We start from the raw sequence: 25,437 nt of genomic DNA, 5'->3' as shown, positions 1-25,437 counted from the left end.
TTCACCCAGGACGGCGATCTGGTCACCTGGCGACCGTAGGGTCGCTGCATGCGCGAGGCATTCCACGACCAGCTCGATGCGATCTTCACCGACCTTGCCGAGATCTGCGGCCAGGTGGAGGTCGCCGTCCACCAGGCGACGGAGTCGCTGCTCACCGGCGACGCGTCGATCGCCGAGGCGGTGATCAGTGCCGACGCCGTGATCGACGCCAACCGCGAGCGTGTCGAGGACAACGCCTTCGCGCTGCTCTCGCTCCAGCAGCCCGTTGCGGGCGACCTCCGGACCGTGGTCTCCGCACTGCGCATGGTGAGCGAGCTGGAGCGGATGGGCGACCTGTCGGTGCACGTCGCCAAGATCGCCCGCCTCCGGGTGCCCAACATCGCAGTGCCCGACTCCGTCCTCGGCACCATCGTCAAGATGGCAGAGGTGGCCGAGGACATGGTGCGCCGCGTGAAGTCGATCATCTCCCGGCGCGACGTCGAGGCTGCCATCGAGCTGGGCCGTGACGACGAGGTCATGGACCAGCTGCGCCGCCGCAGCTTTGCCGAGCTCCTCAGTGACGACTGGAACCACGGGGTGGAGGCGGCCGTGGACATCGCCCTGCTGGGTCGCTACTACGAGCGCATCGCCGACCACGCGGTGTCGGTCGCCAACCGGGTCGTGTTCGTCGTCACCGGGGAGCAGCCCCAGCGGGGGTGAGGTGCGTCAGCGCCCCTGGTTGGCGACGGCTGCCGCGGCCGCTGCGGCAGCCTCGGGGTCGAGGTAGCGACCGCCCTTGACGGTGGGTCGCATCGACTCGTCGAGCTCGTAGAGCAGCGGCATCCCGGTGGGGATGTTGAGCCCCGCGATGTCGTCGTCGCTGATCTGGTCGAGGTGCTTGACCAGGGCGCGCAGGCTGTTGCCGTGGGCGGCCACGAGGACGGTGTGTCCGGCCTCCAGGTCGGGCACGATCTCGCTGTCCCAGTAGGGGAGGAACCGGGCGATGACGTCCTTGAGGCACTCGGTGCGCGGCAGGTCGTCGCCCAGGTCCGCGTAGCGCGGGTCCTCGGTCTGCGACCACTCGGAGTCGTCGGCCAGCGGCGGGGGCGGGGTGTCGAAGGAGCGGCGCCAGAGCATGAACTGCTCCTCGCCGTACTCGTCGCGCACCTGCGCCTTGTCCTTGCCCTGGAGTGCGCCGTAGTGGCGCTCGTTGAGGCGCCAGGAGCGCTTCACCGGGATCCAGTGCCGGTCAGCGGCGTCGAGGGCGAGGCAGGCGGTGTTGATGGCCCTGCGCTGCAGGGAGGTGTGGACGACGTCGGGCAGGAGCCCGGCCTCGCGGAGCAGCTCGCCACCGCGCACGGCCTCGGCGCGACCCTTCTCGGTCAGCGCCACGTCGACCCAGCCGGTGAAGAGGTTCTTGGCGTTCCACTCGCTCTCGCCGTGACGCAGGAGGACCAGGGTGCGGCTCATGCGGAGCCTCCGCTGACGTCGAGGCCCTCCCAGACCCCGGTGTCGTTGGGAACCGTGGGCACGTTGAGCTCGGCACGCTCGCCGGAGTCGAAGGCCAGGGTGAGCGTGACGAAGTCACCGGACTCGAAGTCGCCCTCGACGGTGATGCCGGCGGCGGGGTCGGCCAGGTTGACGAGGGCGCCCGGCTCTATCCGGACGGGCTCGAACTCGGCGACCGTGACGTCATCGGTCTCGCCGGTGATCGAGGTGAGGGTCCTGGTCTCGTCGTCCTCGAGCAGGTTGTTGGACAGCGAGGCGACGAACGTGCCCGATCCCTCCTGGCCCGAGACGATGACCGCGGAGAGGACGTCGACGTCGCCGTCGCGGTTGTTGGCGCCTGCGGCGGGGGTGTACTCACGCGCCGTGGCGTAGTCGAAGCCGCACGAGGTGAGGGGTGCGGCCAGCGCGAGGACCGCGGTGATGGTCGCAAGGGTGCGTCGGAGCTGCATGTTTCCTGGCCTTCGCAGGTCGGGTGAGTCGGCGCACGCGACTCCACCGGTCCCGTGCGGCACACAGCCTAGCGTCGGCTCAGGTCAGCCCGAGCGTGCGGCCCACGATCAGCATTCCGGCCACGACGAGGGCGGTGAAGAGGCCCGCCACGAGGAGGAGGCGTGGCGTGCCCCAGCGCAGCGCCAGCCGCAGCGGCAGGGAGCGCTCGCCCTCCGCGTGGTCGTCGACCAGGCCCGGCAGCGCCCGAAGCACGTGCACCCCCAGCCCGAGCAGGGCGGCCAGCACGGTCATCGCGAGGGTCGGTGCGCTGGTCTCGCCCACGCCGCCCCACCCGCCGTAGGCGAGGAACGCGGGATAGAGCGCGAAGCTCGCCATCCACGGCAGCGGCGAGAGCGCCGTCGCGTGGAGAAACCGGTCTCCCACGAGTGCCAGCACGAGCGAGGCCAGGTAGGCCCCTGCGGCCCGGGGTCCGTGCGCCACGGAGAGGGGTACGACGACCAGCAGCGCCACGGTGAAGGCGAACCAGACCGATCCCGGCTCGATCCGTCCCGTGGCCACCGGCTTGGTGTCGGGCGACCTACGCGCGTCACGCGAACGGTCCGCCAGGTCGTCGGCCCATCCCAGCATGACCTGGCCGACGAGCACCGTCAGGGCCACCAGGCCCACCTCGCGCAGTGGTCGTCCGGAGAGGGCGGCGGCGAGCGCCAGGCCGAGCGCGGTGGACACCGCCTGTCGCGGGTGCGTCGTACCCAACCAGGCGAGTGGCGTCCACGTGCGGACCCGGGGTCGCTCGCCGTGCTCCAGGGTCCTCGCCATGCGAGCAGTATCGCCACACCGGCGCCCGTCGAGCGGCTCTTCGACACGTGCGGCCGCTGGTGTCGTCCCCCTCGCCACCACATGGACGACCCTCCTGTCAAGCCAGCATGTGCCTCCTGACCTGCACAAACGCGGATGGAGTGCTTTCGAACCCGTGTTAGAATGGTCACCTAGGAAAGGGAACTGAACACATGACTTTCACCGTCGGCGAAACGGTTGTCTATCCCAATCACGGGGCCGCAGTCATCGAGGACATCGAGATGCGGAAGATCAAGGGGGAGGACCGTCAGTACCTCGTTCTGAGGATCGTCGCCCAGCAGGACCTGGTCGTGCGCGTCCCGGCCTGCAACCTCGACCTGGTCGGCGTCCGCGACGTCGTCGACAAGGACGGACTCGACAAGGTCTTCGACATCCTTCGTGCCGCGCAGGTGGAGGAGCCCACCAACTGGTCGCGTCGCTACAAGGCCAACCTCGAGAAGCTCCACTCCGGCGACGTCAACAAGGTGGCCGAGGTCGTGCGCGACCTGTGGCGCCGTGAGCGCGACCGAGGCCTGTCCGCGGGCGAGAAGCGGATGCTGGCCAAGGCGCGCCAGATCCTGGTCTCCGAGCTCGCGCTGGCCGAGAAGACCAACGAGGACAAGGCCGAGGCCATCCTCGACGAGGTCCTGGCGTCCTGAGCGACGGCTTGACCGAGAACCACGCAGACCGAGGCCCTTGGGAAGAAGCTCCCAGGGGCCTCGGTCTCGTTCTGGATGCCGGGCGCGGGTCCTTGCCCTACGCGCTCATCCACGGGGAGGCGCTGGTGGCGTGTGCTGCCTGGGCCCTGGGCGAGGCGGGTGCGACGCTGCTCGACGCCTCCGTCGAGTGGGAAGCCCTGGCCGGGACGGCCGCCGAAACGGGTGACCCCGTCGTGCTCCACGACTCCCTCTGCCCCATGACGCCGCCCGACTTCATCGTCGCGTGCGTGCAACGGTCGCTGGCCGAGGACGCCGTCGTGGTCGCGACGCGGCCGGTGACCGACACCGTCAAGGTCGTCAGTCACGGACTGGTCGGCGAGACCGTCGACCGCGACCGGCTGCGCTCGGTCGCCTCACCGGTGGTGCTGCCGCCCTCCGTGGTCGCAGCCCTGCCTACCGCCCCGGGCCCCGATCTCGTCGCAGCGGTCATCGACCTGGCGCGCTCGCACCTCGTGGTCCAGGTGGAGGCCCCCGCGACTGCCCGCCGTGTCGGTTCCGCCGACGACATCACGCTGCTGGCTGCCCTCACCGCTGGCTGAGCAGTCGCTCGGCCACGGCCACGTCCTCGGCGAAGGTGATCTTCAGGTTGGTCGCGCTGCCATGCACCGCCACCACGGAGACGTCGGTGCCGGTGCGCGCTGCCCAGTGCTCGAGCACCGCTGCGGTGTCGGTGCCCTCGAACCCGGTCGCGGCCGCCTCGCGATGGGCGGCGAGGACGTCGGCGGCACGGAAGGCCTGCGGTGTCTGCACGGCGCCGAGCTCACCCTCGACGGCTGCCGACCCGGTCGTGACGACGTCGCGGACCGGAAGGACGGGGATGGCACCACCGTGGTCACGGGCAGCAGCCAGCGCGGACTCGAAGAGCGCCACCCCAGCCAGTGGCCTGGCGCCGTCGTGGATCGCCACCAGGTCGACGTCTCCTGCCTCGATCGCCGGTGCCAGGAGCCGCAGGGCGGCCCACTCCGACTGGTGACGGGTGGCTCCTCCGTCGACGAGCAGGACCTCTGCCTCGCCGAGGTGCGGAGTCAGCGCCTCGGCGACCGCGGGCCGGTCCTGGGGGCGTACGACGACCACGACGGCGTGCAGGTCGGCGACCGCGAGCGCGTCACGCACCGACCAGGCGAGGACAGCCCGGTCGAGCAGGGGGAGGAGCACCTTGTTGACTCCTGCGCCCACGCGCGTGCCCGACCCGGCGGCGACGATGACGACGGCTGTGGACATGGGCGAGAGCGTAGGAGGCAGACGGCTCAGCCGGCGGAGGAGGTTGTCAGCAGGGCGGTGGCGACCGCGGCCACCCCTTCGCCGCGACCGGTGAGACCGAGACCGTCGGTCGTCGTGGCCGACACCGTGACCGGCGCCCCCGCAGCCTGCGACAGGGCGGCCTCGGCCTCCGCGCGCCGTGGGCCGAGCCGGGGCTCGTTCCCGATCACCTGGATGGCGACGTTGCCGATGTCGAACCCAGCCTCGCGAACCCTGCGCGTGGTCTCGGCCAGCAAGGTGGCGCCCGAGGCCCCGGCCCACTCCGGCTCGGAGGTGCCGAAGTTGCTGCCCAGGTCGCCGAGCCCGGCAGCGGAGAGAAGGGCGTCACAGGCGGCGTGCGCCGCGACGTCGGCGTCGGAATGCCCCTCCAGGCCGCGAGGCGCGTCGGGCCAGGCGAGGCCGGCGAGGTGCAGCGGCACGCCCGCCACGAGCCGGTGGACGTCGGTGCCGATGCCGATGCGCGGGGTGGTCACATCCGGCATCATGCCGGGTCGGCCACAATGGCGTGGTGAGCACCAGCCGAATGCCCTGGGTCGCCGCGGGCATCGTGGCCGGCCTCGCGGGCCTGGCGACCAGCTACGCCGCGGCGATGGTGCTCACCATCCGTGCGTCGCCCTTCGTCGCCGTCGCCGACCTGGTGGTCCGCCACGCCCCCGGGTCCGTGACCGAGCGGGCGATCGACCTGCTGGGCAGCGCCGACAAGCCGGTGCTGGTCATCGGGATGCTCGCCCTCCTGCTCGGTGCCTTCGCGTGGGCGGGACTGCTCGCGCGCGGCTCCTGGTGGAAGCCGGTGATCCTCTGGTTCGTCCTGGCCGGCGTGGGGCTCGTCGCGGTCCTGCTCCAGCGAGGTGCCGGGCCCGCCGAGGTGCTGCCCGTGGCGGCCGGGCTCATCACGTGGATCACGCTCCAGTCGGCGCTGACTGACCCGTTGCGACGTGCCGTCCGGCGGCCCGACCTGGAGTCGCGTGAGCGCCGCGTGTTCCTCCTGGTGGCGGGTGCGGTCGCGGTCGCCGGCACCGGCATCGCCATCGGCGGCCGCGTGGTCGGCTCGGCCCGACGGCACGTCGAGACCAGTCGTCGACTGCTCCGCATCGACGGCGTGACGCGTCGTCCCAGCCCCGCTTCCGCGACGATCGGTGTGCGCGGGGTCAGTCCGTGGCAGACCCCCAACGACGACTTCTACCGCATCGACACCGCGATCTCGGTGCCCACGATCGAGCCTGCCGAGTGGTCGCTGCGCATCCACGGGCTCGTCGACCGGGAGCTCGTCATCGGCTTCGACGAGCTCGTCTCACGCAAGCTGACCGAGTCGTGGGTGACGCTGAGCTGCGTGAGCAACCCGGTGGGTGGGGACCTCGTCGGCAACGCCCGCTGGAGCGGGGTCCGCATCGCCGACCTGCTGGCCGAGGCGGGTGTGCGAGAAGGGGCGGACTGCGTCCGGCAGACGTCCCACGACGGCTGGGACTGCGCGACGCCGCTGGCCGCACTGACCGACGACCGCGACGCGATGCTGGCGGTGGCGATGAACGGCCGACCGCTGCCGATCGAGCACGGCTTCCCGGTGCGCTCGATCGTGCCCGGTCTCTACGGCTACGTCTCCGCGACCAAGTGGGTCGTCGACTTCGAGGTGACGCGCTTCGCCGACGTGGACACCTTCTGGACCGTCAAGGGGTGGGCCGAGCAGGGACCGGCCAAGATCGCCTCCCGCATCGACGTGCCCCGGTCGGGAGCGGACGTGCCGGCGGGGCAGGTGACGTTCGGCGGTGTGGCGTGGCACCAGCACACCGGGATCGACGGCGTGGAGGTCTCCCTCGACGGTCGGTCCTGGGAGCGCGCGGAGCTGGCGGAGGTGCCGTCGGTCGACACCTGGGTCCAGTGGGCGCTCACCCTGGACGTGCCGGCCGGGGACCACGGCGTGCGTGTCCGGGCGATCGGTGCGGACGGTGAGACGCAGACCGGCGTGCGCCAGGACGTCGTACCCGACGGCGCCACCGGGTGGCACACGGTCGAGTTCACAGCCACGTGACGGCGACGGACGGCGGCGCGGCAGTCAGGCCGAGGTCGTCAGCTCGCCCTCCTGAGCCCGAGCGACGGTCTGGTCGATCAGCTCGATGATGCGGTCCGGGGCGTCCACCATCGGCACGTGCCCGGCGCCCACGAGCGGCACGTGCACGGCACCGGGGAGGCGTGACGCCGCGATCCCGGACTGGACGTAGGGCAGGATCCGGTCGGCCGTCCCCCAGGCGATCGTGGTGGGCACCTCGACCGTCCGGTCGAACTCGTAGCGGGCGCCGGCGCGCGCGACACCGGCGAACGCGCGGCAGTGCTTGAGGGCCTGTGCGTCGCCGTAGACCGCGTCGAAGTCGTGACGCTCGGGGTGGGCGAAGAGCGTGAAGCCGATGAGCCGGCGGCCCCACGACGACCTCGCCACCGCGCGGAGGACGGCGTCGGGAGCCTGGCTGGTGAGCCGCAGGAAGCCCAGGATCGCGAGGGCGCGGAGGAAGTCGAAGCGCCGGAAGAAGCCTGCCGGGCTCAGGGCAGTGACCGAGGAGACCAGGCCGCGTGAGGCAAGCTCGAGAGCGATCGCGCCGCCGAGCGAGTTGCCCACGACGTGCGGGCGCTCGATGCCCCACTCGGCGAAGTTCGCGGTGAGGTCGCGGCAGGCGTTCTCCATGTCATAGGGGATCCCGGGGGCGTAGGGAGGGGAGTCGCCGAAGCCTGCGAGGTCGACGGCGATGACGTCGTAGCGCTCGCTGAGCCGGTCGAAGATCGGGTACCACGCCTGGCGGCGATGCCCGATCCCGTGGATCAGGACCACGGTCTCGCCGGCGCCCTTCCGGTCGAGGACGAGCTGTGAGAGCGGCATGGCCGAACCTCCGGGAATCGGTCTGTCGTGACGTGCGGGCATCGGTGAGGTGTCGAACTGTTTGACACATCGCACGCTACTGTCAAGCGACCGGGGGCTCTCGTGCCGCCCATCAGTCGGGCAGGCCGTGTGGAGACCTCAGCTGTTGCGGATCACGTAGGCAGTGCCGCCGGAGGCGGTGAGCCACAGGCGCTCGAACTGGGCGCGGTCGTAGACCCGCCTGACCTCGCCGTTCGTCGCACCGGCCGGGTCGTTGACGACCACGTCGCCGTCGGCCTCGAAGCCGACGACCACGAGGAGGTGGCCGTTGCTGGCCGAGATGGGCGCGCCGCTGAGCTGGTTGCGGCCGAACGCGACCGACACGACCAGCGGGACGCCGGCTGCGATGTGGTCCTCGGCCTCGCGCAGGTCGCGCAGCCGGGTGACGTAGGAGTCGCCGGCGACGAGCGTGGCCGCGTAGGCGGTGTTGAAGGCCCAGTTGCCGGTGCCGTCGTAGCCGTGGTCGAAGACCTTCTTCGCGGTGTGGTCGACGACGGCGTCGACGTGCCCGGCGGTGATCCCGCGGGGCTCGGGCAGCAGGCCGTAGTAGCCCAGGACCATCGCGGTCGACGCCGCCGAGCACCACGCCTCACCGCCGCCGCCCCACTGCGGGTAGTGCCCCTCGTGCGCCATCTGGGAGTACGACGGCACGTCCAGGACCGTGCCGACCCCCGGGCCCGGGAGCGAGGTGGCGCCCGCGGGACCGGTCGTGCTGGCCACGCCACCGATCCGCTGGATGCTGACTGCGTGGGCCTTGCCCGGCTTGCGCAGGAGTGTCGCCCGGACCTGCCAGGCGGTGACCGGGGTCGTGGCCATCCAGGTGTCGACGCTGACGCGGCCGAGGTCGTCGGCCTGGCCGGAGTGGGTGGTGCGCATCGTCGGGCTGTTGCGGGTGGACCAGTCGGCGACCGTGTCCCAGCTGCCGATCGCGCCGTCGGCGGCGCGTCCGCGCACCTCGATCCGGACCATGCTCCGTCCGGGGGTGGTGGCCTCCCAGCTGGGGATCACCGAGGTGGCGGGGAAGCCGGTCTCGGCCCAGGGCGAGGTCCAGCGCGCCGAGTCCCACGTGCGTCCTGCGACCTGGGCGGGTCGAGGCGTCTTGATCCACAGCGCGCCCTGGGAGGCCTTGGCGCCTCGGCGCTTGCCTGCCTTGAAGTCGCCGTAGGTCGACCACGAGGCCAGCTGCACCTGCGAAGCGGCACGGCGTCCGTCCGTCGCCTGCGTGGCCGCCGCCGTCGGGGCGACCTGCACGAGGGGCGCGGCGGTGAGGGCCAGGACCAGGGCGGGGAGAAGTCGTCGTACCACCGAAGGACGATAACCCGCAAAGTCCCATCCGTCACAGTAGTCACACAATCGGGGTCGGTGCCGTGCAGCGGGGAATCGGGTGCGCCGTCCCCGCGCCCCTAGACTTGCCGGGTGACCCTGCGCCTCCACGACACCGCGACCCGCGAAGTCCGTGACTTCGTGCCCCTCGAGGAGGGGAAGGCCGGCATCTACGTCTGCGGGCTGACGGTCCAGTCGGAGCCGCACGTCGGGCACGTGCGCTCGGCCGTCAACTTCGACGTGCTGCGTCGCTGGCTCGAGGCCAGCGGCTACGACGTCGACCTCATCCGCAACGTCACCGACATCGACGACAAGATCCTGACCAAGGCTGCAGACCAGGGAGTCCACTGGTACGCCCTGGCCCAACGCATGCACCGCGAGCTCGACAAGTCCCTTGCGGCGATCAACGTCCTGCCCCCGACCTACGAGCCGGGCGCCACCGGGCACGTCCCGGAGATCGTCGAGCTCATCGAGGAGCTGATCTCGCGCGGCCACGCCTACGCCGCCGAGGACGGCAGCGGCGACGTCTACTTCGACGTCCGCTCGTGGTCGTCCTACGGCGAGCTGACCAGGCAGCGCGTCGAGGACATGGAGCCCGCCGGCGACGCTGACCCGCGCGGCAAGCGCGATCCCCGAGACTTCGCCCTGTGGAAGGGGCACAAGGCGACCGAGCCGGCCACCGCGTCGTGGCCCTCGCCATGGGGTCGTGGTCGTCCCGGCTGGCACATCGAGTGCTCCGCCATGGCCGGCAAGTACCTCGGCGCGGCCTTCGACATCCACGGCGGAGGCGTCGACCTGCGCTTCCCGCACCACGAGAACGAGCAGGCCCAGTCGCGCGCGGCCGGACGGCCCTTCGCGTCCTACTGGCTCCACAACGCGTGGATCACCACGGCCGGCGAGAAGATGAGCAAGTCGCTCGGCAACTCCCTCCTCGTCCCCTCGGTGCTGGAGCGCGTCCGCGGCATCGAGCTGCGCTACTACATGGTCAGCGCCCACTACCGGTCCCACGTGGAGTTCTCCTTCGAGGCGCTCGACGAGGCGGCGAAGGCCTTCCAGCGCATCGAGTCGTTCCTCGACCGCGCTGCCGGACACGTCGCCGAGTGGTTCGCCTCCCTCCCGGACGCCTTCGTCCAGGCGATGGATGACGACCTCGGCACGGCTGCCGCCGTGGCGGTGATCCACGACGTCGTCCGCGAGGGCAACCGGCTCCTCGCCGACGGGACGGACGTGGCGGCCCAGTTCGGACAGGTCGTGGCCATGCTCGACGTCCTCGGGCTCAACCCCGCCGACCCCGCGTGGGGCGACGCCGGGTCGGGCAGCGACGAGCTCACCGCCGTCGTCGACGCCCTGGTCGCCGGCCTCCTGGAGGACCGCCAGGCGGCCCGCGAGACCAAGGACTGGGCACGGGCAGACGCCATCCGCGACCGCATCAAGGCGGCCGGCATCGAGATCGAGGACACCCCGGCTGGTCCGCGGTGGTCGATCGAGCAGGGGAGTGTGTGATGGCTGGTAATTCGCAGCGCAAGGGCGCGATCAAGAAGTCCGGCAAGGGCAACCCCACCGCCGGGTCCGGCGGTCGCGTACGCCGAGGGCTCGAGGGCCGCGGCCCGACACCCAAGGCCAAGGACCGGCCCTACCACCAGGCCCACAAGGCCGCCAAGCGCGCCGAGCGTTCTGCGGAGACCCGGCCCAAGCGGCGGGTCACGAAGTCGACCGAGGCCGAGTGGGTCGCCGGCCGCAACTCCGTCGTCGAGGCGCTGAGGGCCGGCATCCCCATCACCGGCGTCTACGTCGCGGAGGGCGCGGAGCGCGACGGCCGGCTGCGTGAGGCGTTCAAGCTGGCCGCCGAGCAGGGGCACTCCCTGCTCGAGGTCACCCGCAACGAGCTCGACCGGATGACCGGGGGCGCGGTGCACCAGGGGCTCGCCGCCCGGCTGCCGTCCTTCGACTACGCCCACCCCGACGACCTGCTCGACCGGGCTGCCGAGCTGGGCGAGCCGGCCCTGATCGTCGCGCTCGACTCGGTGACCGACCCGCGCAACCTCGGTGCGGTCATCCGCTCGGCGTCCGGGTTCGGCGCCCACGGCGTCCTCATCCCGGAGCGTCGTGCCGCCGGCATGACGGCGGCCGCGTGGAAGACCAGCGCCGGCGCCGCGGCCCGGATCCCCATCGCGCAGGCGGTCAACCTCACCCGCCAGCTCAAGGCCTACCAGGAGGCGGGCTGCATGGTGGTCGGCCTGGCTGCCGACGGCGAGGTGAGCCTGCCCGACCTCGACCTGGCCGACGGGCCGCTCGTGGTGGTCGTCGGGTCCGAGGGCAAGGGGCTGGGCAGGCTCGTGTCCGAGACCTGCGACCAGCTCGTCTCGATCCCCATGGGCAACCAGCTCGAGTCGCTCAACGCCGGTGTGGCGGCGTCGGTGGCGCTCTATGCGATCGCGCAAGCCCGCGCCTGACACGAGCCGCTCCTGGCGCGTGCTGACCAGCACCGCGCTGGTCGTCGTCGCGCTCGCAGTGTTCCTGGCTGCTTTCCTGTGGCTGTTCCTGGGTGGGAGCCGCACCGTGGTCCTCGCCAGCCACGACGCCGAGGTCCGCCCGACCCTCGGGGGAGCGGCGGTCGTCCACACCGGACCGCTCCTCCCGGACTTCAGGCTCTCGACCGGCAACGCCGTCGGGGTCGACATCACGCTCGGGAAGACCGAGGCCAACTCTCCCGAGGAGCTCATCCAGCGGTACGCCTTCATCGCCAGCGACCCGACGGCCCAGCTCGCGAAGATCGAGGCCGTGGTGCGCGACATGGCGCTCACCGCCGGGATCCGCGCCACTGCGCTCGCGCTCGTACCCGTCGCGGTGTGGCTCCTGCTCGGGCCGCACCGTCGCGGCGAGCTCTTCCGCGGGCTGCGCACCCGGCGCGGCCTGATCGGCTTCACGATGCTCGCACTCCTGCCGATGCTGCTGTGGCAGCCCTGGGAGAGAGGTGAGGACACCCAGGAGCAGCAACGCGGCTGGGTGCCGCTCGACGCGTTCCTGTCGGGCTTCTCCCTTCCGGACGGGGCCGACGCGGTCGAGATCCGCAACAGCCCGACCACGCTCGGTACCAAGCGGCTGCTCCAGAGCGCCTTGGACACCTACGAGAAGAGCAAGGACTTCTACGACGAGGCCGAGGCGGACGCAGCTGACCTCGACCTTCGCCAGCCGGAGGAGGACGAGACGGTCGCGCTCCTCGTGAGCGATCGGCACGACAACATCGGCATGGACCGGGTCGCTCGCGCGATCGGCGACGCCGGCGGCGCGAGCGTCGTCCTGGACGCGGGTGACGACACCTCGACCGGAGAGCCTTGGGAGGCCTTCAGCCTCGACTCGCTGAACCGCAGCTTCGACGACTACGAACGCATCGGTGTCGCGGGCAACCACGACCACGGTCCGTTCGTCGTCGACTACCTCGCCGACCTCGGCTGGACGATGCTGGACGGAGAGACCGCCGACGTCGACGGACTGGGTCCGGTGCTGGGCGTCCACGACCCACGCAGCAGCGGGCTGGGGGACTGGCGCGACCAGACGGGCCTGACCTTCGCCGAGGTGGAGCAACGGCTTGCGGACCAGGCATGTGACGCCGAGGACCGGATCTCGACCCTGCTCGTCCATGACACCAACATCGCGAGCGAGGCGCTGGACCGTGGTTGCGTGGACCTCGTGGTCGGCGGCCACACCCACGTGCAGTCAGGGCCCGACCCGGTCGTCGGCCCCGACGGCGAGGTGGGTTACACCTTCATCAACGGCACCACCGGCGGTGCGGCGTACGCCATCGCCGTCGGCAGCAAGCCCCGCCGCGACGCCTCGATCTCGTTGGTCACCTACCGCGACGACCGACCGGCCGGTATCCAGTGGGTGCGCCTGCGCACCGACGGGCGGTTCGTCGTCAGCGACTACCTGCCGCTCGTGCTGGAGTGATCCGCGGGAACGGCCACCGCCAGGTCGTTGACAGCGGTGGCTCCCCGGCCTTTGGATGATGCGTCGAAAGGGACCGGACATGAAGAGACCCCTCACCGCGATTCTCACGAGCGGAGCGCTCGCCGCGTCGGTCATGGCAGCCGCGGCACCCGCGTCGGCCGGACCCGTGACGGGACCCGAGATGCTCACGGTGAGCGAGGTGGCCGTGGTCTACCCGGAGCTCGCCGACGCCGAGCGCATCCGGAGCAGCGGCGGGATCACCGCTCCGCGCGCGGTGATGCAGGACGGGCGCCTGCGGTGCGACCGCTACCGGTCCTTCCGCGGCACGAGTCGTCGGCACACCCTCTTCTTCGAGACCATCAGCGAGAAGTCGGTGACCTTGGGGCAGCACGTCGTGCGCATGTCCGGCGTGGCTGACGCCAAGGGCGTGCTGCGGCACTACCGCCGCTACGTGTCGGCGTGCGAGGGGAGCCATGCGACCACCGACGGTGAGGGCGGCCGCGCCAGGATGGTGGTCCGCGCGTGGCAGGCACCCCGCGTCGGCGACGGCTCGGTGGGGCTGCTGGTGGCCTTCGCGCAGCACGGCACCACCACGTGGCGCCGCACCCTGGTCGCCCGCGTCGGACGGAGCATCACGGCGCAGGAGGTCGAGCCCTACTCCGGCACGGGGAGCGCCGACCGCCTGGTGACGCTGTCGCAGCTGGCGGTCGCCAGGCTGTCCGGCTAGGGGGTCGTCGACTCACTCGTCCGCCGCGAGGGCCTCATCGGGGCGCGACGTGAGCACCGTGTCGATGTAGTCGCGTGCGGTCTCGAAGATGTCGACCTCGCGTCCTGCCCGCTCGGAGAGGTACCACCGGTGCACGAGGATCTCGTGGAACACCTCGGCCGGCTCGAGCTTGCCGCGTGCCTCCGGCGGGATCATCGCCACGATCGGCTCGTAGACCTGCGTGTGCCACCTGTTGGCGACGACCTGGCGGTCCTCGCGTCCGAGGTCGTGGTGTGCGGTGTAGGCCGCCAGGTCGTTGAGCAGCCGTCGCGCCTGGTTGTCCTCGACACTCATCCCGGTGAGGTCCTGCAGCTCCCGGCGGTGGTGGCCCAGCTCGACGACCTTGGGCTGGATGCGCACGGTGTCGCCGCCCCAGTCGGTGACGATGTCGAGCTCGTCGACGTCGAAGCCGAGGTCGTTGAGCCGCTCCACGCGCTGCTCGATGCGCCACATCTCGTCGGCGCGGAACTCCTCGACGCCGGTCAGCTCGCCCCACAGGGCGTCGTACTGGGTGCGCAGGTGCTCGATGACCTCGAGTCCGTCGATGGGCCTCGGGACCGCTCCGCTGGCGGAGAGGTCCATGATCTCGGCGAAGATGTTCTCGCACCCGACGGTGATGTCGTGCTCGCGCATGCGATCGCCGACGGTGTCGTGGAGCTCACCGGTCTCGGCGTCGACGAGGTAGGCCGAGAAGGCGCCGGCGTTGCGGCGGAACAGCACGTTCGACAGCGAGACGTCACCCCAGAAGAACCCAGCGAGGTGCAGCCGCACGATCAGCACCACCATGGCGTCGATGAGGCTCGGCACGTCGTCGGGGGAGAGGCCGTGGGTGAACAGGCTGCGGTAGGGCAGCGAGAAGCGCAGGTGCTCCGTCATCAGGGCCGCGGGCAGCTCCTCACCCGCGTCGTCGGTCCTGCCGGCGACGACGCCCTGCGGGACCACCGACGGCAGGCCCATCCGCTGCAGGTCGCGCAGCAGGCGGTACTCCCGGAAGGCGATGTCCTCCTGGGTCTCCTTGATGGCATAGGTCCGCTCGCCGAGCCGGACGATCCGCACGACGTGGCGTGAGAGCCCGCGCGGGAGGGGTACGACGACGTCGTCGGGCCACTCCTCCAGGGGGAGTGACCACGGCAGGCCGACGATCGCCGGGTCCGGCCGGTTCGCCACGATCCGCAGGGCCATGGGGCGACGCTACTCCCGCTCAGCCCAGCGTCCACACGTCCAGCCGCGGCCCGACTTCGTCGGGATGACCCGGCTCCGTGCCGAGCAGGTGCTCGCCGAGCGTGAGGCCGGGGATCTCGACCCCGGGGGCCGACGTCCGCCTCGCCACGACGAGCACCGACTCGACAGGGTGCTCGCGGACGAAGGCGATGACGTCGTCGTCGACGTGCGCCCAGCGCAGGCCGCCGCGGCGGAGGGCGACGTGACCGCGGCGCAGCGCCGCGAGCTCACCGTAGGTCGCCAGGGTGGCCAGGTCCCAGGCGTCCTCGTCGTCCCACGGCATCGGCCGTCGGGCGTCCTCCCCGTTGACCCCCTCGAGCCCGATCTCGTCGCCAGCGAAGAGCATGGGCACGCCGGGCAGGGTGAACTGCAGGCCGGCAGCGACGCGGTGGACGGCCGCGTCCCCACCGACGAGGGTGCGGATGCGGGCCGAGTCGTGGGAGCCGAGGATGTTCCAGCTCGACGAGACGGCCCGCCAGCCGAGGGCGCCGTGCCAGGCCCGGATGGTGTCGACCACCTCGCCGCCGGTTCGTCGTGGCACGGGCACGGGCCGGCCGAACGGCCGGGCAGGGGAAGCCGGGTCGCGCACCCACGCCCACACCGGCCACGAGAAGCCGGAGTAGTTCATGGTGCCGTGCCAGCCGTCCCCGTCGACGTCGCCGGTCGCGTCGTGGTTGTGCTCACCGATGACCAGCGGGTCGGCGCGCAGTGCCTCGGCCGTGCGGCGCACGGCCCGCGCGACCTCGTGGGTGACGTCGACCGCCCCGAGCCGGCCGGTCATGTTGGCGACATCGATCCGCCAGCCGTCGACGTCGAAGGGCGGCTGCAACCAGCGCCCGACGATCGAGTCGGGTCCCTCCACCATGGCCGCGCGCAGGTTGCGATCGGCGTGGTTGACCTTGGGGAGCGTGTGGTGGCCCATCCAGCTCTCGTAGGAGCCGTCGGCGTCGAAGCTGTAGAAGCTGCGGTGGGGGTCGTCGGGGTCGGCGTGCGCGGCCCGGAACCACTCGTGGGTGTCGCCGGTGTGGTTGGTCGTGAGGTCACCGAGGATCCGCCAGCCCCGCGCGTGCACCGCCCCGCTCAGGCGCTCGTAGGCGTCGTTGCCGCCGAGCAGCGGGTCGACCTGCGTGAAGGTGGTGGCGTTGTAGCGGTGGTTGCTCTCGCCGGGGAAGACCGGGGTCGTGTAGAGGATGTCGGCGCCGGTCGCCTCGACGTGGTCGAGGTGCTCGACGATGCCGTCGAGGTCGCCGCCGAAGAGCTGCAGCGGCGTGCGCGGGTCGGTGCCCTCGAACACCACCTCGTCCTCCCACGCCGCGGGGACGGCCCACTCGGGCGTGGGACGGTCGTCGGCCGCGGCCGAGCGGGCGAAGCGGTCGGGGAACACCTGGTAGACCACGCCGTCCCGCGCCCAGTCGGGCGCCTGCGGGAAGGCGGCGAGGCGGAAGTCGGCAGCGTCCGGGACGTCGTACGACACCACCCCGGCGCCGGTGAGCCACTCCTGCTCCTCGCCACGCACGACCAGGAAGCGGTAGTGGGTGACCGGGTTGCGGACCGGCAGCCCGGCCTCCCACCACACCACCCGGTCCCGCTCGAGTCTCGCGGTCGGGTGGTAGACCGGCTCGGCGTCGTAGGTGGTCCGCAGCCACACCTCGTCGATCGGGTCGCCGGCGACGGAGCGCATCCGCACGCGGACTGTCTCGCCCAGCCCAGGCGCCTCGTCGTCGACGTAGAGAGGCGAACCGTCGTGGTGCGGCTGGTCGAGCAGGCTCATGGCACCAGTGTTCCAGTCGCTCGCCTAGGATGGCCGCCGCGCCTCCGGGCGCACGCCGCGTTAGCTCAGGGGTAGAGCACCAATCTTGTAAATTGGGTTGCGAGAGTTCGAATCTCTCACGCGGCTCCACTGTCGGTGGTCGGCCCTACGTTCGACGTGTGACATGCCTGGGATGTGGCGTCGTTCTCATCAAGAGGCACCAGAAGGTCTTCTGCAGCAATCGGTGCCAGCGTGCCAAGGAGCGTCGCCAGGTGGCTGGCCACCGGCGAAGCATCGGCAGTCTCCGGCCATGGCCACTTCGTCAGGACCCACATCCTCCAGGAGCAGGGGGAGGTGTGCGCGATCTGCGGTGGCCCCACGACGTGGAACGGTCAACCCATGCGGCTGGTCCTCGACCACGTCGACGGCGACTCCACCAACAACCGTCGTGCGAATCTTCGGCTGATATGCCCCAACTGCGACTCGCAGCTTCCGACCTTCAAGGCGCGAAACCGCGGCCGCGGACGAGCATGGCGCCGCCAACGCTACGCCGACGGGAAGTCCTACTAGAGCGACCGTTACGGCCTGCCGCCGACTCCGAGGTTTCCCGGCTCCTCGCCCGGGTAGGACGTGTGGAGTCGAACTCCAGTGAGGAAATGTATGAAGCTCCGCATCGCTCTCGTCTCCGCCCTGCTCGCCGGCACGGCTCTTGCCGGCCCGGGCGCCCAGTCCGCGGCTCCGACGCTCATGCAGACGGCGACCACGGGGACCCTCGGCACGTGGAACTACGCGGTGCAGTTCGGCGAGGGGACCCCCGACCACGGCGTTGGCAAGGGGTTCTGCTCGGACGTGGTCACCGACAACGTGGCTGACGACTACCCGGCCGATCCCAACCCCTACTGCTCGGAGTACACCGACATGCGCCCGGGCAAGCGCGAGCTGAAGGGCCTGGTCTTCGTCGCGTCCTCGAGCGCCGACACCATGGTCTACGTCGACACCTGGGTCACGCGTCCCCACGTCGAGCGGCTGCAGATCAAGTACTCCGGCGGCTCGAAGCGCATCCTGAAGAAGCAGACCAGCTCCAGCGTGCTCAGCCTCTACGGCGACCGCGGTCGCTACTGGTTCCGCGTCTACGATGCCGCCGACCCGAACCGGACCAAGTCGATCGTGGGCCAGGACAAGCAGTGCGAGAAGGTGCGCGGCAAGCGGCGTTGTCGCTGGGTGACGGTGGCCACCGAGCGGAGCTGACCCGCTCAGCGCTTCGTCGGGCACTCCGGGTTGGTGCACACGCGCTCGTCGGGGGTGGCATCCGCCTCGCCCACCACCCCGTCAGCGGGGCCGACGGGGTGGTCAGGACGCGTGTCGGTCGACTCGTGAGCACGCAGCTCGACGTCGGAGCCGCAGACCTCGCAGGGGGCGCTGTCGAAGTACACCGATCACCTCACCTGCTCGACGTCGAACTCGCACCGCGGCGCGGCGATGGCGTCCTGGGCGGCGACGAGGCGCAGCTCGCGCTCGCCCGATCGGAGGGTCTCGTCCAGCACCGCGAAGACCGACGATGCCGTCCGCCCCAGTGCGTCGGCGGGAGAGCCCGTCTCGTGCAGGTGGGCGGTGAACAGGGCGGCGGTGATGTCGCCCGAGCCGTTGGCCTTCATCGGCAGGCGGGGCGTCTGCACGATCCAGGCTCCCTCGCCGGTGACGGCGAGCATCTCGATGACGTCCGCGGCGGCGTCCTCACGGTCGACGGAGGTGACGAGCACGGTCGTCGGACCCATGTCGCGTACGACGTCCGCTGCCGCCAGCACATCGGCGAGGGCGGACGGGCCGCCCAGCTCCTCGCGCCCGGTGATGAAGCCGAGCTCGAACTGGTTGGGGGTGAGGATGTCGGCCACGGGGATGACGGTGTCGATGTACTTCGGCGGGATCGCGGGGTTCACGAAGCAGCCGGAGGTGGCGTTGCCCATCACCGGGTCGCAGGTGTAGGTCGCCCGCGGGTTCGCGGCCTTCACCTTCGCCACCGCCTCGACGACGACGTCGGAGATCTCGGGCGAGCCCTGGTAGCCCGAGAGCACGGCGTCACACGTGGGCAGCACCCCGCGCTCCTCGATGCCGGCCACGACGTCACGCACGTCGGCCGCCGGGATCAGCGGCCCGCGCCAGGCGCCGTACCCGGTGTGGTTGGAGAAGTTGACCGTCAGGACGGGCCACACCTCGTGGCCCAGCCGCTGGAGCGGGAAGACCGCGGCGGAGTTGCCGACGTGGCCGTAGGCGACGTGGGACTGGATCGACAGGATGCGCACCCGCCCACACTAGGGCCGGGCGGGGGCCTCCCGGCTCAGGCGACCTGCAGCGACCGCTTGGACAGGCCCATCCAGAAGCCGTCGACGACCTGGTTGCCCGGCTCGTCGGCCGTGGAGGCGGCGCCGAGGGTGACGAAGAGCGGGGTGTAGTGCTCGACGGTCGGGTGGGCGTAGGGCATGCCCGGTGCCTTGGAACGGTAGGCCGCGAGCTCGTCGACGTCGCCACGTGCCAGGGCCTCGCCCGCCCACGCGTCGAACTCGCGGGACCAGCCCGGGGCCTTGGCCTCGATGCTCCAGTCGGTGAGGAACGGCAGGCCGTGGGTGAGGAAGCCCGAGCCGATGATCAGCACGCCCTCGTCGCGCAGGGGCCGCAGGCGCTCGCCGAGCTTCATGAGCTTGTAGGGGTCGTCGGTGGGCAGCGACATCTGGAGGACCGGGACGTCGGCCTCGGGATACATGATCTTGAGGGGGACCCAGGCACCGTGGTCCAGCCCGCGGCTGTGGTGCTGGTGGACGGGCTCGGTGCTGGGCATCATCGCGGCGATGCGCTTGGCCAGGCTCGTGGCGTCGGGCGTCTCGTAGGTCATCTGGTAGTACTTCGGCGCGAATCCGCCGAAGTCGTAGACCAGCGGAGCGCCGCTGGCGGTCAGGCTGACCGGCGCGGACTCCCAGTGAGCGCTGACGATCAGGATCGCCTTCGGCCGGGGGAGGTCAGCCGCCCAGCTGGAGAGCTGTCCGGACCACACCGGGTCGTCGAGGAGTGGGGGAGCTCCGTGGCCGATGTAGAGCGCCGGCATGCGCCCCGTGGTGTCGAGGTCAGTCATGTCCAGCATAATAGTTCAATCCTCAACTATATTCCCGGCAGCTGCCACTCCACCGGCGGAGCTCCCTGCTCGGCCAGCATGGCATTGATCCGTGAGAACGGGCGGGACCCGAAGAAACCGCGGGAGGCGGAGAGCGGCGAGGGATGCGCGGACTCGACCCACGGGAGGGGTCCGAGGAGGGGCTTGGCCGTCTGGGCGTCGCGCCCCCACAGGATGGCCGTGCATGGGCCGCCTCGCGCGGCCAACGCCCGGATCGCGCAGTCGGTCACCACCTCCCAGCCCTTGCCACGGTGCGAGGCGGCCTCGCCCGGGCGCACCGTGAGCACGCGGTTCAGCAGCATGACGCCCTGGTCGGACCACGCGGTGAGGTCGCCATGTGCCACGGGTGCGACGCCGAGGTCGTCGGCGAGCTCGCGGTAGATGTTGGACAGCGACCGAGGAATGGGTTGCACGTCGGGTGCGACCGCGAAGGAGAGCCCGATGGGATGGCCGGGAGTGGGGTAGGGGTCCTGGCCGAGCACCAGCACCCGCACCTCGGTGAGCGGGCGCTGGAACGCGCGCAGGATGTGGTCCCCCGCGGGCAGGTACTCACGGCCGGCTGCAAGCTCCGCCCTCAGGAACCGGCCCATGGACGAGATCTGCTCGTCCACCGGTGCCAGTGCCTCGGCCCAGTCGGGAGCGACCAGTCCCCGCTCGACAAGTCGCTCCAGGGCGCTCACGCCTCCCTCCCCGGCGCGTGGGGACGGACCGGCCGCTGCAGCCGGTCCAGGAATGCGATGAGGAGCGCCTCGCGCATCGCCGGGGACGCGACGTCGAGCATGGCGTTGACCTCGGCCATCCGCGCCGGGAGCGCGAGGGCACCGTCCTCGGACGTGCCCACCAGTCCGGAGGCCGCCAGCAGGCCGTCGAAGTCGTCGCCGGACAGCGCCGCGGGGTCCAGGGCGTCGATGAAGGCGACGACTTCGGGATCGACGCGCACCGGGCCTGCGGCCCGGGCGGCCGCGACCGCCTCGCCGAGCGTGGTGCGGAGCTCTTCGGCGTGGGCGAGGGTCGCGGCACTGACGGAGAGGTGGATGCTCGGCCCCCGACCCGCGAAGGAGAGCTGCGGCTGGACGTACCACCCGCGCGCGAGCATCTCGTCGGTCACGGTGAACGGGTCGCACGTGTCGTCGGTCTCCAGCGCGACCAGCGTCGAGTCCGGAGCGACGACCAGCGAGATGCCCGGCTGGGCGGCAACGGTCGCCACCACGGCGTCGACAGCCTCGAAGACCTCCCGCGCGAGCCGCAGGTAGCCCTCGTCACCGAGGTGCTGGACCACGGCCCACGTGCCGGCCACCGGCCCGCCCGACCGCGTCGACTGCATCGTGGAGTTGAGCATCGTGTAGCCGGGCCAGTCGGCGGATGCGAAGAACTGCGGGCGGCGCAGCTCTGCTGTCCGGTGGAGCAGGATCGAGGTGCCCTTGGGGGCGTAGGCGTACTTGTGGGTGTCGAGGGAGATCGAGGTGACGCCCTCGACCGCGAAGCTCCACGGTGGGATCGCGCGTCCCAGCCGGGCGGCGTACGGCAGCACCCAGCCGCCGATGCACGCGTCGACGTGGCAGCGGATCCCCCGCGCGTGTGCCGCGGCCGCGATCTCACCCACCGGGTCCACGACCCCGTGGGCGTACGACGGAGCGCTGGCCACCGCGAGCACGGTGGTCTCGTCGAGCGCCTGCTCCATGGCGGCGGCGTCGGCACGGAAGTCGGGACCGACAGGCACGACCACGGACCGTACGCCGAAGTAGTGGGCAGCCTTGTGGAAGGCGGCGTGTGCCGTCGCGGGCAGCACCATGCTCGGCCGGTCGATGTCGGGCCGGCTGTCGCGAGCTGCCTGCACGGCGAGCAGCACCGACTCGGTGCCACCGGAGGTGACCGTGCCGACAGCCCCCTCGGGGGCGTCGACCAGGTTGCAGGCGAAGCCGACGAGGTCGTTCTCCATGGTGAGGAGCGAGGGGAACGCGGTCGGGTCCAGCGCGTTGGAGGCGGCGTAGGCAGCCACCGCCTCGCGGGCCAGCCTGTCGACCTCCGGCAGGCCGGAGTCGAACACGTAGGCCAGCGTGCGCCCTCCGTGGACGGGCAGGTCGCCCGCCTGCAAGGCACGCAGGCGAGTCAACGGGTCAGAGCGATCAGTCAACGAGGACTCCTTCGGAGCGGGCCACGGCGGCGGCGTCGAGGGTGTAGCGGCGCAGCCACCACAGGCTCAGCAGGATGAGGAGGGCGGGCAGCACGGAGAACCCCAGGGTGATCGCGAGCTGGGCGGACTCAGGCTGCTCGACGGCACCGCCGGTGCTGGAGACGTAGCCGCCCAGCGCGAGCACGAGCGCGAACACACCCGGGCCGAGGGCGAGTCCGAGGGTCTCCCCGGCGGTCCACACACCGGTGTAGACGCCGATGCGGTTCTCCCCGGTCCTGGCGGCGTCGACGGCAGCGGCGTCGGGGAGCATGGCCATCGGGAACACCTGGCATCCCGCATAGCCGACGCCGACCAGTGCCGTCCCGGCCATCGTCCAGACGTCGTTGCTCCCGAGGGCGAGCAGCGTGAGGGACGCTCCAGCGGCGAGAACCAGTGAGGCCACCACGTAGCCTCGCTTCTTCCCGACCTTCTCGCCCCAGCGCGCCCAGAGGGGCGTCAGCACCAGGGCGGGACCCACGAAGCACACGAACAGGATCGTGGACAGGCCCTGACGGCCCAGCACGTCGCCCGCGAGGTAGTCGACACCGGCCAGCATGCACCCCGTCGCCAGGGCCTGGAGAACGAACGTGGTGAGCAGCACACGGAAGTCACGCGCCGCCGCCACGGTCCGCAGCTGCTCGCGCAGCGACCCCGCCCCGGGCGCGACCCTGCCGATCGGAGCCCGTCGGGTGCCGTGCCACGCACTCACGGCGCCGACGGCGATCAGGCACGCCATCACGACTCCCATCACCCGGTACCCCTCGCGCCCGCCCACGGCGTCGCGAATGATCGGAGCAGTCGCACCGGCGAGCATGATCGTGAACGCCAGGATCGCCACGCGCCACGTCATCAGCCGGGTGCGCTCGTCGTACGACGCCGTAATCTCGGCGGGCATCGAGACGTAGGGCACCTGGAAGAACGCGTAGGCGGTGGCGGCCAGCACGAAGAAGACCAGCACCCACGCGGCCTCGGCCACCCTCGATCCGAGGTCGGGTGCGGCGAAGACCAGCGCGAACGCGCCCGCGAGCATCACGCCCGCTCGGAGCAGCCAGGGTCGTCGCGGGCCGGAGGGGTCGACCGTGCGGTCGCTCAACCGTCCGGCGATGGGGTTGAGCACCACGTCCCACGCCTTCGGGAGGAACACGATGAGCCCGGCCCACAGCGCGGCCACGCCCAGCTCGTCGGTGAGGTAGGGCAGCAGCATCAGGCCCGGCACGGTCCCGAACGCGCCGGTCGCCACCGACCCCGAGCCGTAGCCGATCCTGACGCTGCGCGGCAGCGTGCGCGCCGTGTCCGTCGGGTCGGCCGTCATGCGGGCACTCTAGGGCGGCCCGGGCGCGGGGATCGACGTCATCGCGCCAGGGCGCGCGATCCCCCTGATCCGTGCCGGCGCTGCGGGTTGGCGCCGATCGCCTCGGGACCTGCCGGCTTCTTGGCGGACGCCTTCTTCCTCGTGGCCGTCTTCTTGGCGGGCTTCTTCACCGCAGCCTTCTTCACCGCAGCCTTCTTCGCGGCGGACTTCTTGGCAGGAGGCTTCTTGGCAGCAGGCTTCTTGACCGGGGCGTTTCCGGCGACCGGCTTCCTCGGCTCGGGGCTCGACCACTGCTCGATCCACTCGTCCATCACGCGCCAGGTGGTGTCGCGCGCGGCCCGGCCCGTGAGCATGCCCAGGTGTCCGCCGGGCACGATCTCGAACCGGGTCTCCGGTGCCCCGGTCACCATGTCGATGAACGGCCGGACGGCGGCGATCGGCGCGATCCCGTCGGTCGCGCCACCGAAGGCCAGCACGGGCACGGCGATGTCGGCCAGCGAGATGACCCGATCGCCGAAGTCCATGGAACCGTGCGAGAGGGCGTTGTTGCGCACCATCCGGTGGTAGACCTGCCCGAACGAGCGACCGGGGTAGGCGATCATGTTGGCCATGAACCGGTCGACCGCCTCGAGCTGGGCGAGGAAGTCGGTGTCGTCGAGGTGGGTGAGGACCGCCAGCGGCTTCGTGACGATCTTCTGCACGCTCGCGAGCTGGAAGGCCCACTTCACGATCGGCTGGGGAGCACCGCCCAGGGCGCGGTAGGCGCCGGCGACCACGCCGCCGCCCTCGGTGAGGTTCAGGAGGGGCCGCACCGGTGCCACCAACGGCACCTTGCTCGTGTCGACCGGGGAGCCCACGACCGTGAGCGAGGCGAGGGGGAGGTCGGGTCGGTCCGCGGCCGTGAGCATCGCGAAGATGCCACCGAGGCTCCACCCGACCAGGTGGACCGGGCGACCGCCGGAGTGCTCGGACGCCGCCGTGATCGCCGCCGGCAGCACCTCGTCCACCCAGTGCTCCATCCCCAGCGAGCGGTTGCGGAAGGAGACCTGGCCGTACTCCACGAGGTAGGTGCGGCGACCCAGCGAGACGAAGTGCTCGACGAGTGAGCAGCCGCGACGCAGGTCGAAGCACAGGGAGGGCGCCGCCAGGGGGGTGACGAGCAGGACCGGATCGCCCGACTCGACCATCCCGGGGGCCGGTCGGTAGTGGTAGACCTCGCGCAGCTCGCCCTCGTCGATGAGGGCGCGCGGCATGGGGCGCAGGTCGGCCAGCCCGCCGTACAGCAGGCTGTGCGCCACGTTGTTCGCAGCGGTGACCAGCTGGTCTCGCTTGGGGATCAGGTCCATGGAGCGAAATCTACGCGTCCCTGAGCGTGCCGCAGAAAAAGTTCCAGCCGGGTGCATCCGCAGGGGTGCTGGTGGCCGAGAAGAAGTCGACGGGCGCGACACGGCGCCCCCGACGAAAGGCTCCTCCCATGAAGCGCAGTGCCCGTATCGTCATCGGCTCCCTGGCTCTCGCCGTCGGAGCGGTTCCGGCCACCATGACCACCGCCTCGGCCCAGGTGGCCCCGGGCGAGACCAGCCTCGCCGAGGTCCTCACCTCCGACGGCAACAAGTTCGACAAGAACGCCAAGGACTTCGACATCGTGACCGAGGCCGCGCTCGCGGTGATCGGCGCCAAGCCGGACACCCCGGTGGCCCTGCTCGCGGACGGCTCGACGCGCCTGACGGCGTTCGCCCCGACCGACCAGGCCTTCCGCCTGCTGGCCAAGGACCTGACCGGCAAGACCATCAGGAGCGAGAAGAAGGTCTTCAGCACCCTGGTCGAGGCCGCGGGCGTCGACACCATCGAGACCGTCCTGCTCTACCACGTCGTCGCGGGCAAGACGCTGACCAGCAACAAGGTGCTCAAGGCCGACGGTGCGCGCCTGAAGACCGCCGCGGGCGCCACCGTGAAGGTCAAGATCCGCCAGCACCCGCTGACGATCACGCTCAAGGACCGCGACCGTGACGACCGCGACGCGCGGGTCGTCCTCAAGGCCATCGACGTCAACAAGGGCAACAAGCAGGTCGCCCACGGCGTCGACCGCGTCCTGCGGCCGATCAACCTCTGACGGTCCGAGGAC

The 25,437-nt window shown here is 71.2% G+C and carries 27 protein-coding genes and 1 tRNA gene; 12 read left to right on the top strand and 16 right to left on the bottom strand.

What is annotated here, in order from left to right:
- Window positions 1-48: 48 nt before the first annotated feature.
- Entirely contained in the window at window positions 49-699 is a 651-nt protein-coding gene (gene phoU, locus EXE58_RS04645) for a phosphate signaling complex protein PhoU (protein WP_135266792.1), read from the top strand.
- A 6-nt stretch (window positions 700-705) separates the two neighbouring features.
- Here phoU and EXE58_RS04640 read toward each other — a convergent pair whose 3' ends face one another.
- The 3 genes from EXE58_RS04640 to EXE58_RS04630 all read right to left on the bottom strand — a co-directional run bounded on the left by EXE58_RS04640 (window position 706) and on the right by EXE58_RS04630 (window position 2,754).
- Window positions 706-1,449, bottom strand: a complete 744-nt coding sequence (locus EXE58_RS04640; RefSeq protein WP_135266791.1) for a phosphoglyceromutase — start codon at window positions 1,447-1,449, stop codon at window positions 706-708.
- Window positions 1,446-1,937, bottom strand: coding sequence for a hypothetical protein (locus tag EXE58_RS04635; protein WP_135266790.1), 492 nt, complete (start codon window positions 1,935-1,937; stop codon window positions 1,446-1,448). The genes EXE58_RS04640 and EXE58_RS04635 overlap by 4 nt, the downstream gene beginning before the upstream one ends.
- 79 nt (window positions 1,938-2,016) lie before the next feature.
- Entirely contained in the window at window positions 2,017-2,754 is a 738-nt protein-coding gene (locus EXE58_RS04630) for a UbiA family prenyltransferase (RefSeq protein WP_135266789.1), read from the bottom strand.
- A 191-nt stretch (window positions 2,755-2,945) separates the two neighbouring features.
- Between EXE58_RS04630 and EXE58_RS04625 the strand changes: the two genes are divergently transcribed.
- Entirely contained in the window at window positions 2,946-3,431 is a 486-nt protein-coding gene (locus EXE58_RS04625) for a CarD family transcriptional regulator (RefSeq protein WP_135266788.1), read from the top strand.
- Between the two features lie 92 nt (window positions 3,432-3,523).
- Entirely contained in the window at window positions 3,524-4,030 is a 507-nt protein-coding gene (locus EXE58_RS04620) for a 2-C-methyl-D-erythritol 4-phosphate cytidylyltransferase (RefSeq protein WP_244242423.1), read from the top strand.
- Here EXE58_RS04620 and EXE58_RS04615 read toward each other — a convergent pair.
- Together EXE58_RS04615 and ispF are read right to left on the bottom strand one after the other, a co-directional pair.
- Entirely contained in the window at window positions 4,017-4,712 is a 696-nt protein-coding gene (locus EXE58_RS04615; RefSeq protein WP_135266786.1) for an IspD/TarI family cytidylyltransferase, read from the bottom strand. The two genes, EXE58_RS04620 and EXE58_RS04615, sit on opposite strands and share 14 nt — an antisense overlap.
- A 26-nt stretch (window positions 4,713-4,738) precedes the next feature.
- A complete protein-coding gene (gene ispF, locus EXE58_RS04610) occupies window positions 4,739-5,233 on the bottom strand; it encodes a 2-C-methyl-D-erythritol 2,4-cyclodiphosphate synthase (RefSeq protein WP_208544221.1) in 495 nt (164 codons plus the stop codon).
- Between the two features lie 26 nt (window positions 5,234-5,259).
- Here ispF and EXE58_RS04605 point away from each other — a divergent pair, with 26 nt between their 5' ends.
- The gene (locus EXE58_RS04605) at window positions 5,260-6,777 is read left to right on the top strand and encodes a molybdopterin-dependent oxidoreductase (RefSeq protein ID WP_135266784.1); all 1,518 of its coding nucleotides are present in this window, start codon (window positions 5,260-5,262) and stop codon (window positions 6,775-6,777) included.
- A 24-nt stretch (window positions 6,778-6,801) separates the two neighbouring features.
- Here the strand turns inward: EXE58_RS04605 and EXE58_RS04600 are convergent, their stop codons facing one another.
- Together EXE58_RS04600 and EXE58_RS04595 are read right to left on the bottom strand one after the other, a co-directional pair.
- Window positions 6,802-7,617 (bottom strand): alpha/beta fold hydrolase, encoded by an 816-nt coding sequence (locus tag EXE58_RS04600; RefSeq protein WP_135266783.1) that lies wholly within the window; start codon window positions 7,615-7,617, stop codon window positions 6,802-6,804.
- 138 nt (window positions 7,618-7,755) lie between these two features.
- Window positions 7,756-8,961, bottom strand: coding sequence for a C39 family peptidase (locus EXE58_RS04595; protein ID WP_135266782.1), 1,206 nt, complete (start codon window positions 8,959-8,961; stop codon window positions 7,756-7,758).
- Window positions 8,962-9,072: 111 nt separating this feature from the next.
- On the opposite strand from EXE58_RS04595, the gene cysS reads away from it, so the two are divergent.
- The 4 genes from cysS to EXE58_RS04575 all read left to right on the top strand — a co-directional run bounded on the left by cysS (window position 9,073) and on the right by EXE58_RS04575 (window position 13,654).
- A complete protein-coding gene (gene cysS, locus EXE58_RS04590; protein ID WP_135266781.1) occupies window positions 9,073-10,482 on the top strand; it encodes a cysteine--tRNA ligase in 1,410 nt (469 codons plus the stop codon).
- On the top strand, window positions 10,482-11,432 hold the full coding sequence (gene rlmB / locus EXE58_RS04585) for a 23S rRNA (guanosine(2251)-2'-O)-methyltransferase RlmB (RefSeq protein WP_135266780.1): 951 nt from the start codon (window positions 10,482-10,484) through the stop codon (window positions 11,430-11,432). Before cysS ends, rlmB begins: the two co-directional genes overlap by 1 nt.
- Window positions 11,433-11,451: 19 nt before the next feature.
- Window positions 11,452-12,927, top strand: a complete 1,476-nt coding sequence (locus EXE58_RS04580) for a metallophosphoesterase family protein (RefSeq protein ID WP_244242422.1) — start codon at window positions 11,452-11,454, stop codon at window positions 12,925-12,927.
- 79 nt (window positions 12,928-13,006) lie between these two features.
- Window positions 13,007-13,654: a sensor domain-containing protein gene (locus tag EXE58_RS04575; protein WP_135266779.1), complete on the top strand. Its 648-nt coding sequence runs from the start codon at window positions 13,007-13,009 to the stop codon at window positions 13,652-13,654.
- A 12-nt stretch (window positions 13,655-13,666) separates the two neighbouring features.
- Here EXE58_RS04575 and EXE58_RS04570 read toward each other — a convergent pair whose 3' ends face one another.
- Window positions 13,667-14,875 (bottom strand): DUF4032 domain-containing protein, encoded by a 1,209-nt coding sequence (locus tag EXE58_RS04570; RefSeq protein ID WP_135266778.1) that lies wholly within the window; start codon window positions 14,873-14,875, stop codon window positions 13,667-13,669.
- A 19-nt stretch (window positions 14,876-14,894) separates the two neighbouring features.
- A complete protein-coding gene (locus EXE58_RS04565; protein WP_135266777.1) occupies window positions 14,895-16,685 on the bottom strand; it encodes a glycoside hydrolase family 13 protein in 1,791 nt (596 codons plus the stop codon).
- A gap of 54 nt (window positions 16,686-16,739) precedes the next feature.
- On the opposite strand from EXE58_RS04565, the gene EXE58_RS04560 reads away from it, so the two are divergent.
- The 3 genes from EXE58_RS04560 (at window position 16,740) to EXE58_RS04550 (ending at window position 17,912) form a co-directional block, all read left to right on the top strand.
- Window positions 16,740-16,814 (top strand) — tRNA-Thr (locus EXE58_RS04560).
- 102 nt (window positions 16,815-16,916) lie between these two features.
- Entirely contained in the window at window positions 16,917-17,234 is a 318-nt protein-coding gene (locus EXE58_RS04555; protein ID WP_208544127.1) for an HNH endonuclease signature motif containing protein, read from the top strand.
- 90 nt (window positions 17,235-17,324) lie between these two features.
- Window positions 17,325-17,912, top strand: coding sequence for a hypothetical protein (locus tag EXE58_RS04550; protein WP_135266776.1), 588 nt, complete (start codon window positions 17,325-17,327; stop codon window positions 17,910-17,912).
- Window positions 17,913-17,917: 5 nt separating this feature from the next.
- Here EXE58_RS04550 and EXE58_RS04545 read toward each other — a convergent pair whose 3' ends face one another.
- Genes EXE58_RS04545 through EXE58_RS04515 form a run of 7 tightly spaced genes read right to left on the bottom strand, consistent with a single transcriptional unit; the run spans window position 17,918 to window position 24,658 of the window.
- Window positions 17,918-18,097, bottom strand: a complete 180-nt coding sequence (locus EXE58_RS04545; RefSeq protein ID WP_135266775.1) for a hypothetical protein — start codon at window positions 18,095-18,097, stop codon at window positions 17,918-17,920.
- A gap of 3 nt (window positions 18,098-18,100) precedes the next feature.
- Window positions 18,101-18,964 (bottom strand): pyridoxal kinase PdxY, encoded by an 864-nt coding sequence (gene pdxY / locus EXE58_RS04540; protein ID WP_135266774.1) that lies wholly within the window; start codon window positions 18,962-18,964, stop codon window positions 18,101-18,103.
- Window positions 18,965-18,999: 35 nt separating this feature from the next.
- Complete coding sequence (locus EXE58_RS04535) at window positions 19,000-19,788, bottom strand: dioxygenase family protein (RefSeq protein WP_244242421.1); 789 nt, start codon at window positions 19,786-19,788, stop codon at window positions 19,000-19,002.
- Between the two features lie 26 nt (window positions 19,789-19,814).
- The gene (locus tag EXE58_RS04530) at window positions 19,815-20,507 is read right to left on the bottom strand and encodes a uracil-DNA glycosylase (protein WP_135266773.1); all 693 of its coding nucleotides are present in this window, start codon (window positions 20,505-20,507) and stop codon (window positions 19,815-19,817) included.
- On the bottom strand, window positions 20,504-21,961 hold the full coding sequence (locus tag EXE58_RS04525) for a pyridoxal phosphate-dependent decarboxylase family protein (protein WP_135266772.1): 1,458 nt from the start codon (window positions 21,959-21,961) through the stop codon (window positions 20,504-20,506). The genes EXE58_RS04530 and EXE58_RS04525 overlap by 4 nt, the downstream gene beginning before the upstream one ends.
- Window positions 21,954-23,312 carry an MFS transporter gene (locus EXE58_RS04520; RefSeq protein WP_167288691.1) on the bottom strand — a complete coding sequence of 453 codons (1,359 nt, stop codon included), beginning with the start codon at window positions 23,310-23,312 and terminating at the stop codon, window positions 21,954-21,956. The genes EXE58_RS04525 and EXE58_RS04520 overlap by 8 nt, the downstream gene beginning before the upstream one ends.
- Before the next feature lie 38 nt (window positions 23,313-23,350).
- Window positions 23,351-24,658: an alpha/beta fold hydrolase gene (locus EXE58_RS04515; RefSeq protein ID WP_135266771.1), complete on the bottom strand. Its 1,308-nt coding sequence runs from the start codon at window positions 24,656-24,658 to the stop codon at window positions 23,351-23,353.
- A gap of 128 nt (window positions 24,659-24,786) precedes the next feature.
- Here EXE58_RS04515 and EXE58_RS04510 point away from each other — a divergent pair, with 128 nt between their 5' ends.
- On the top strand, window positions 24,787-25,425 hold the full coding sequence (locus EXE58_RS04510) for a fasciclin domain-containing protein (RefSeq protein WP_135266770.1): 639 nt from the start codon (window positions 24,787-24,789) through the stop codon (window positions 25,423-25,425).
- Window positions 25,426-25,437: the final 12 nt, after the last annotated feature.

The sequence above is a fragment of the Nocardioides seonyuensis genome (genome assembly GCF_004683965.1).
Taxonomy (GTDB): Bacteria; Actinomycetota; Actinomycetes; order Propionibacteriales; family Nocardioidaceae; genus Nocardioides; species Nocardioides seonyuensis.
This window is presented reverse-complemented; position numbering and strand designations above follow the sequence as displayed.